12 protein-coding genes are annotated in these 6,038 nt (G+C 64.6%); 8 read left to right on the forward strand and 4 right to left on the reverse strand.

The features are described 5' to 3' along the window. The 7 genes from Q427_RS18060 to Q427_RS34355 form a co-directional block, all read left to right on the forward strand. A partial coding sequence (locus Q427_RS18060; protein WP_442905526.1) for a transketolase C-terminal domain-containing protein occupies positions 1 to 343 on the forward strand: 343 nt, incomplete at its 5' end. A 22-nt stretch (positions 344 to 365) separates the two neighbouring features. Then, positions 366 to 602 (forward strand): biotin/lipoyl-containing protein, encoded by a 237-nt coding sequence (locus tag Q427_RS18065; protein WP_043516513.1) that lies wholly within the window; start codon positions 366 to 368, stop codon positions 600 to 602. Between the two features lie 11 nt (positions 603 to 613). Next, positions 614 to 1,366, forward strand: a complete 753-nt coding sequence (locus Q427_RS18070; RefSeq protein ID WP_051496504.1) for a 2-oxo acid dehydrogenase subunit E2 — start codon at positions 614 to 616, stop codon at positions 1,364 to 1,366. Positions 1,367 to 1,370: 4 nt separating this feature from the next. Next, positions 1,371 to 1,529, forward strand: a complete 159-nt coding sequence (locus Q427_RS32540; RefSeq protein ID WP_197030726.1) for a hypothetical protein — start codon at positions 1,371 to 1,373, stop codon at positions 1,527 to 1,529. Beyond that, the gene (locus Q427_RS32545) at positions 1,526 to 1,750 is read left to right on the forward strand and encodes a hypothetical protein (RefSeq protein ID WP_197030727.1); all 225 of its coding nucleotides are present in this window, start codon (positions 1,526 to 1,528) and stop codon (positions 1,748 to 1,750) included. Before Q427_RS32540 ends, Q427_RS32545 begins: the two co-directional genes overlap by 4 nt. Before the next feature lie 11 nt (positions 1,751 to 1,761). Further along, positions 1,762 to 2,091, forward strand: a complete 330-nt coding sequence (locus tag Q427_RS32550; protein WP_197030728.1) for a hypothetical protein — start codon at positions 1,762 to 1,764, stop codon at positions 2,089 to 2,091. A gap of 9 nt (positions 2,092 to 2,100) precedes the next feature. After that, on the forward strand, positions 2,101 to 2,190 hold the full coding sequence (locus tag Q427_RS34355; protein WP_231613775.1) for a TfoX/Sxy family protein: 90 nt from the start codon (positions 2,101 to 2,103) through the stop codon (positions 2,188 to 2,190). A 4-nt stretch (positions 2,191 to 2,194) separates the two neighbouring features. Here Q427_RS34355 and Q427_RS18080 read toward each other — a convergent pair whose 3' ends face one another. Then, on the reverse strand, positions 2,195 to 3,334 hold the full coding sequence (locus tag Q427_RS18080; protein ID WP_331280659.1) for a GntP family permease: 1,140 nt from the start codon (positions 3,332 to 3,334) through the stop codon (positions 2,195 to 2,197). 30 nt (positions 3,335 to 3,364) lie between these two features. After that, positions 3,365 to 3,640: a hypothetical protein gene (locus Q427_RS36405; protein WP_331280660.1), complete on the reverse strand. Its 276-nt coding sequence runs from the start codon at positions 3,638 to 3,640 to the stop codon at positions 3,365 to 3,367. Positions 3,641 to 4,456: 816 nt separating this feature from the next. Here Q427_RS36405 and Q427_RS18090 point away from each other — a divergent pair. Beyond that, positions 4,457 to 5,206: a cyclic nucleotide-binding domain-containing protein gene (locus tag Q427_RS18090; RefSeq protein ID WP_043516515.1), complete on the forward strand. Its 750-nt coding sequence runs from the start codon at positions 4,457 to 4,459 to the stop codon at positions 5,204 to 5,206. Positions 5,207 to 5,220: 14 nt separating this feature from the next. Here Q427_RS18090 and Q427_RS35550 read toward each other — a convergent pair whose 3' ends face one another. After that, positions 5,221 to 5,346, reverse strand: a complete 126-nt coding sequence (locus Q427_RS35550) for a hypothetical protein (protein WP_269321280.1) — start codon at positions 5,344 to 5,346, stop codon at positions 5,221 to 5,223. Beyond that, positions 5,343 to 6,038: MFS transporter (locus Q427_RS18095; protein ID WP_043516517.1), on the reverse strand; the 696-nt coding region annotated here is incomplete at its 5' end. The genes Q427_RS35550 and Q427_RS18095, both read right to left, overlap by 4 nt.

A 6,038-nucleotide genomic window follows, 5' to 3' on the forward strand; every position in this document is an offset into this window, starting at 1 on the left:
CTGGCGTCGGCGTGCACCACAGCCTGCGTGCCGCCCAGGCCCTGGAGGCCGAGGCTTTTCCGCCGAGGTCATCGATCTGCGCAGCCTGGTGCCGCTGGACCGCGAGACGCTGCGGGCATCGGTGGCCAAGACCGGGCGGCTGATCGTGATCGACGAGGACTACCACAGCTATGGGGTCAGCGGCGAGATCATCGCCAGCGTGGCCGAGCACCCGGCTGCCGCCTGCGGGCCGCGCCGAAGCGGGTGGCCTACCCGGATATCCCCATTCCCTTCGCGCCGACCATGGAGCAGTGGGCACTGCCCAATGCCGACAAGATCGTCGCCGCCTTCCATCAAATGCTGAGTGAGAGTTGAGGAGAGACCCTATGACGACCGAAATCACCGTACCCACGGACCTCTGGGAGGGCGACACCGAAGGCGTGATCACCGCCTGGCTGGTCAATGACGGCGCCGAGGTCGCCGAGGGCGACCTGGTGGCCGAAGTGATGGTGGAGAAGGCCCAGTACGAGATCGAGGCGCCGGCCACGGGCCGGCTCGGCATCGCCAAGGAAGAAGACGAGGTGGTCAGCAAGGGCAGCGTGATCGCCACCCTGGAACCCTGAGGAGACCCGCCATGAGACTCGACACCCGGGAGACCGCCGCCCCCTCGGGGGCGGATGGTGCCACGGCCTCGATCAAGCTGCGCGGCATGCGTGGCATGATCGCCTCGAAGATGCTGCAGAGCCTGCAGCAGTCGGCCCAGTTGACCCATCATGCCAGTGCTCGCCTCGATGCCCTGCAGGCACTGCGGGAGCGCTGCAAGGCGCACGGCCGGGCCGCCCCTTCGGTGCAGGACCTGCTGCTGCGCCTGGTGGTGCAGACCCTGGCCGATTTTCCGGCACTCAATGCCACCCTGGAGGAGAACTGCATTACCCGGCATGCCGCGGTGCATCTGGGACTGGCGATTCCGCTGCCCGATGACCTGCTGGTGGCCCCGGCGCTGTTCGATGCCCAGTCCCTGAGCCTCGGTGAGCTGCCCGGGGCGCGCCGGGCGCTCACCGAGCAGGCACGCGACGGCAAGCTTGGGGTCAAGGCGCTGACCGGGGCGACCTTTACGGTGTCGAACCTGGGGCGCTCCCGGGTGCACCACTTCACGCCGCTGCTCAACCTGCCCCAGGTGGCGATCCTCGGCATCGGTGGTGTGGAGCCCCGGGTCGTGGCAGACTCGGACGGCTGGCGTGCCGTGGAGGTGATCGGCCTGTCGCTGACCTTCGATCATCGCGCCGTCAATGGGGCGCCGGCGGCGGCCTTCCTTGATGCCCTCTGCGAGCGCATCGAGGGGCTGGCCAGCGATGCCTTCGACCATGAATTGCCCTTCCAGGAGTGACGCCATGTCGGCAGCCCCGCCGATAGATGACATCCAGCCCCGGTTGCAGCGTCCCAGCGTGGCGGAAGGGCTGATCCAGGAGGAGGCGTTGTTGGAGGCGATCTGCCAGGGTGAGACCGAGTTCGCCCTGCTGGCTTGGTCGCCCCACGACCGTGCCTGGTGATGCCGCGTCGTCACGAGCGCCTTGCGGGCTTTCCCGAGGCACGTCGGGCGCTGCGCGAGAAGGGGTGGCCGATTCAATTCCGTTCCACCGGTGGCACCCCGGTGCCACAATCCCCGGCCGTGATCAATGTGGCTCTGGCGCAGCGCTGCCGGGTCGGCAGCTCCGCCGCACACCTGGAGTGGGGCTATCGTCGGCTCGGCGACCCTGGTGCGCCTGGCTAAGCGACCTTGGGGTGGCCGATGCGAACCTGGGCGCGGCCCCGGGAGCCTATTGCGATGGCCGCTTCAATGTGCGCATCGGCGAGTGCAAGCTGGTGGGTACCGCCCAGCGCTGGCGGCGGGTGCGGGGCAGTCGCGATATGGCGATGCTGGCCCATGGCGCCATGCAGGTGGGGGAGACGCCGGAGGCGCTGGTGGAGGTGGTGAATGGGTTCCAGGCCGCCATCGGCGACCCCCAGCGTTTCTCGCCGGCCAGCCATGTGGCGCTGTGCCAGGCGCTGCCCTGCCTTGATCTTGAGGCAGCGTTGCCCAGGCTGCTGAGGCGACTGGCAGAGTTTGAGTGAGAGATCGCCATGAGCGGATTCACGGGCTATCCAAGTGACGTCTTCGAGCGCTTCGGGCCGATCACGGTACGCCGGATGTTCGGCGGCTACGGGATCTAGCCACCTAGAACGACCCCACCAGCGAGCCCACGACGATCAGCAGGATCAGGGATATGATCGGCCCGATCACGGCGACCGCGGCGATGTCCAGGTACGCCTGGCGATGGGTCAGCCCGCAGATAGAGAGCAGCGTGATCACCGCGCCGTTGTGGGGCAGGGCATCCAGCCCGCCGGTGGCCACCGCCGTGACCCGGTGCAGCAGGTCGGGCGAGATTCCCGCCGCCTGGCCCATGGCCAGGTAGGTGTCGCCCAGGGTGGAGAGGGCGATGCTCATGCCGCCCGAGGCGGAGCCGGTCATGCCGGCCAGCAGGTTCACCGCGATGGCCAGCGAGATCAGCGGGTTATCCCCTCCGGCGGTGGTCACCCAGGCGCTGATGGCGTCGAAGGCCGCCAGCGAGGCAATGACCGAGCCGAAGCCGACAAGGCTCGCCGTATTGAAGATCGGCAGCAGCGAGGCATTGGCGCCACTGTCAAGCGATGTGGTCAGGTCCTGCAATCGCTGCCGGTTCAGTGCGATCAACAGCAGGATGGAGAGGACCAGCGCGGCGATGACCGACCAGACGCCACGCACCGACTCGATGCTGGTGGCGCCATAGGTTGGGTCGGAGAGATAGCCGGTGTCCATGGCCGGAATGATCACCGCCGTGAATGCCAGGTTCAGGGCAATTACCATCACGATCGGCAGCAGTGCCAATGGCAGTGAGGGCAAGCCGGTGCGAGGTTGCGGCTCCACCTCGGCCAGGTCGAAGCCTTCGCCGGCCGCTCGTTCACGCAGGTGGTCGTGCGGGGTGGGTTCGCTCTCCTGATCGCCGTAGCCTTCGCCGGCGGTGCGGGCCTGCCTGGCGCGGTAGGTCAGCCAGGCCTGGCCCAGGCCCAGCATTACCAGGCCGGTCAGGATGCCGAGCCCCGGTGCGGCAAAGGGCGAGGTGCCGAAGAAGGGCATCGGTATGGCGTTCTGGATCGCCGGGGTGCCCGGCAGGGCGGTCATGGTAAAGGTGAAGGCGCCCAGGGCAATGGTACCGGGTATCAGCCGCTTGGGAAGGTCGGCCTTGCGAAACAGCGCCGCGGCGATGGGGAATACGGCGAAGGCGACCACGAACAGCGATACGCCGCCGTAGGTCATCACGGCGCAGGAGAGTACCACGGCCAGGATGGCCCGGCTGTCCCCCAGGCGCTAGACGATGGCGCCGGCCAGTACCTCGGCGCTGCCGGAATCCTCCATCAGTTTGCCGAAGATCGCCCCAAGCAGGAACAGCGGAAAGTACATGACGATGAAATTACCCGCCGAACCCATGAACACCTGGGTGTAGCTGGCCAGCAGCGGGGTATCCACGGATACCAGTGCCACCAGGGCGGCTAGCGCCGGTGCCAGGATCAGCAGGCTAAGGCCGCGGTAGGCCAGGAACATCAACAGGGCCAGCGCAACCACGATAGCCAGAATTCCGGTCATGGCCTGTCCTCCCTGCCCAGCATCCTGTCGGGCTTTCCATGTGAACCGCCCTCTTTCCGGGCTGACACGATGCGCCTGCGTTCATCCTTGTGCATACCACCCCCTTTGTCCTTGCTGGAACCGGCATTCATGCAATGCAAGCCATGCTGCACTGCAGTATATGCGGTGTGGTCTGTTTTTCCTACTCTCCGGTCGGTGCGAACAAGGAGCGGGTTGAACTAAAGTCTAATGGGGTGGATAATGTGAAAAATTCTTCCACGATTTTCCCGGAGGCGGTCGGCAAGGACCGTAAGGACACCATGACGACATTGCGTTTCAACACCATCTGGGATCTGTCCCTTGTCAGCCGTGGCGAGCGGAGTGAAGGTGAATCCCGAACCAGAACTGCACCCGTCAGCGAGCGCTTTCTGACCATCTGGGATAGTGCGCCTCTGCCCCGGGCCAAGGCGGCCGCGAGCAAGCGAGCCCGGCGCAGGATGCCCAGGTTCTACATATAAGTTGACCTATAGTTGCTATAGCTAAGTTGTACATGTAAGCGACAGGGGCAGGTAGTTAGTGTAAATTCTAGAAAAGGACTATTTCGCGACCGTCGCCAGACGTACCAGCGTAAAATAGTGAAGCGCCCATGCCGTGTTGGCATGGGCGCTTTTTTCTTTTCTGGACAGTGGGTTATGCGGGTTCGTTGTTTAATTTTTTTATTTACCTTGATACATGTCGATCGCTGATCCACGTTGGAAGAAGTCGATGATAAGTGGCTTTTCAGAGTGGCCAGGCCACTTTGCTACGCGTGACTGAAGTGAATAACAAGGAGAGGTCATGACGTTCGTATCAGGTCAAACCCTGGCGGTTGACGGTGCCCGCTGTGAGCACTGCAGCCTGCATTCACGCTGCCTGGCCATGGGGCTGGAGGGGGAGCAGCTCGCCGGTTTCGATGCGCTACTCAAGAGGCCGCGCCCGCTCAAGCGGGGTGAGGTCCTGGTGCATCAGGGAGATCGATTCAGCAATCTCTATGCGGTGCGCACAGGCAGTCTGAAGCAGGTGCAGGTCCATGGGGATGCGCGTGATCAGGTGACGCACTTCTATCTTCCCGGTGAGTTGGTGGGCCTGGACGGCATCGGTAGCGGGGAGTGTGCCGGCAATGTGGTGGCACTGGAGTCGACATACGTCTGCGAGCTGCCGTTCTTGCAGCTCGAAGCGCTGATGCAGGACTCACACACGCTGCAACACCGCCTCTTTCGCAGCATGGGAGAGGAGCTGCGCGATCATCAGCGCATGATGTGTCTGCTCTCCGGGCGCACCGCCGACCAGCGCATGGCAAGCTTTCTGTTGGGGCTCTCGGAGCGTTTCAGGCTGCGCGGTTACTCACCCAGCTGTTTCTACCTTTCGATGTCGCGGGGTGACATCGGTAGCTATCTGGGGCTGGCCATCGAGACTGTCAGCCGTGTGCTCGGTCGTTTTCAGTTGCAAGAACTGATCTCGCTCGAAGGGCGCCAGGTGTCGCTGGAGGCCATGGAGAGCCTGAAGCGAATGGCGGCCGAAGGTGCCGGGCGTCACTCAGGAAGCTGATTGTCGAACCACGCTCAACAAAGCCGCGTACCGAGCAGCAGCAGCGAGGCATCGGCGGCCTGCCAGCCCCACCAGACCAGGGCCAGGGCGCCTGCGATGGTTGTTGCGGCCACCAGCTTGAGCAAAAGCATCTGGGTCATGCCTGGACCTCCGTGGGCGTCGGGCGCTTGACGGGTGCTTCGCTGATGAACCAGTGCAACAGGGCAGCGACCACCGAGAGCAGGATGGCGATCTTCCATACCACATCATAGTGGCCGGTGAGGTCGTAGAGGTAGCCCCCCATCCATACCCCCATGAACGAGCCGAGCTGGTGGAACAGGAAGACGATGCCACCCAGCATCGACAGGTGGCGCACGCCGAATACCGAGGCGACGATGCCGTTGGTCAGCGGCACGGTGGAGAGCCACAGCAGGCCCATGGCGACGCCGAACAGGTAGGCGCTGGCGGGGCTCAGCGGCAGGAAGACGAAGGCGGTGATCACCGCCCCCCGGGTGAGATAGAGCCAGCTGAGCAGCCTCGGCTTGGAGTAGATGCCCCCAAGCCAGCCGGCGGCATAGGTACCGAAGATATTGAACAGTCCCACCAGCGCGAGCACGGTGCTGCCCACCTGCACGGCAAGGCCGTTGTCGAACAGGTAGCCCGGCAGGTGCACGCCGATGAACACCACCTGGAAGCCACAGACGAAGAAGCCCAGGCAGAGCAGCCAGAATCCCCGCTCTCCGGCGGCCTCGTCCAGCGCGGCGCGCAGCGAGAGGTCGCTGCTCAAGCGTGCAGAGGGGCGGTCGCGCAGCATGCCGCCCAGTGGCACCATCAGGCCGCCAGCGCACCCATG

The organism is Halomonas sp. BC04 (assembly GCF_000568385.1).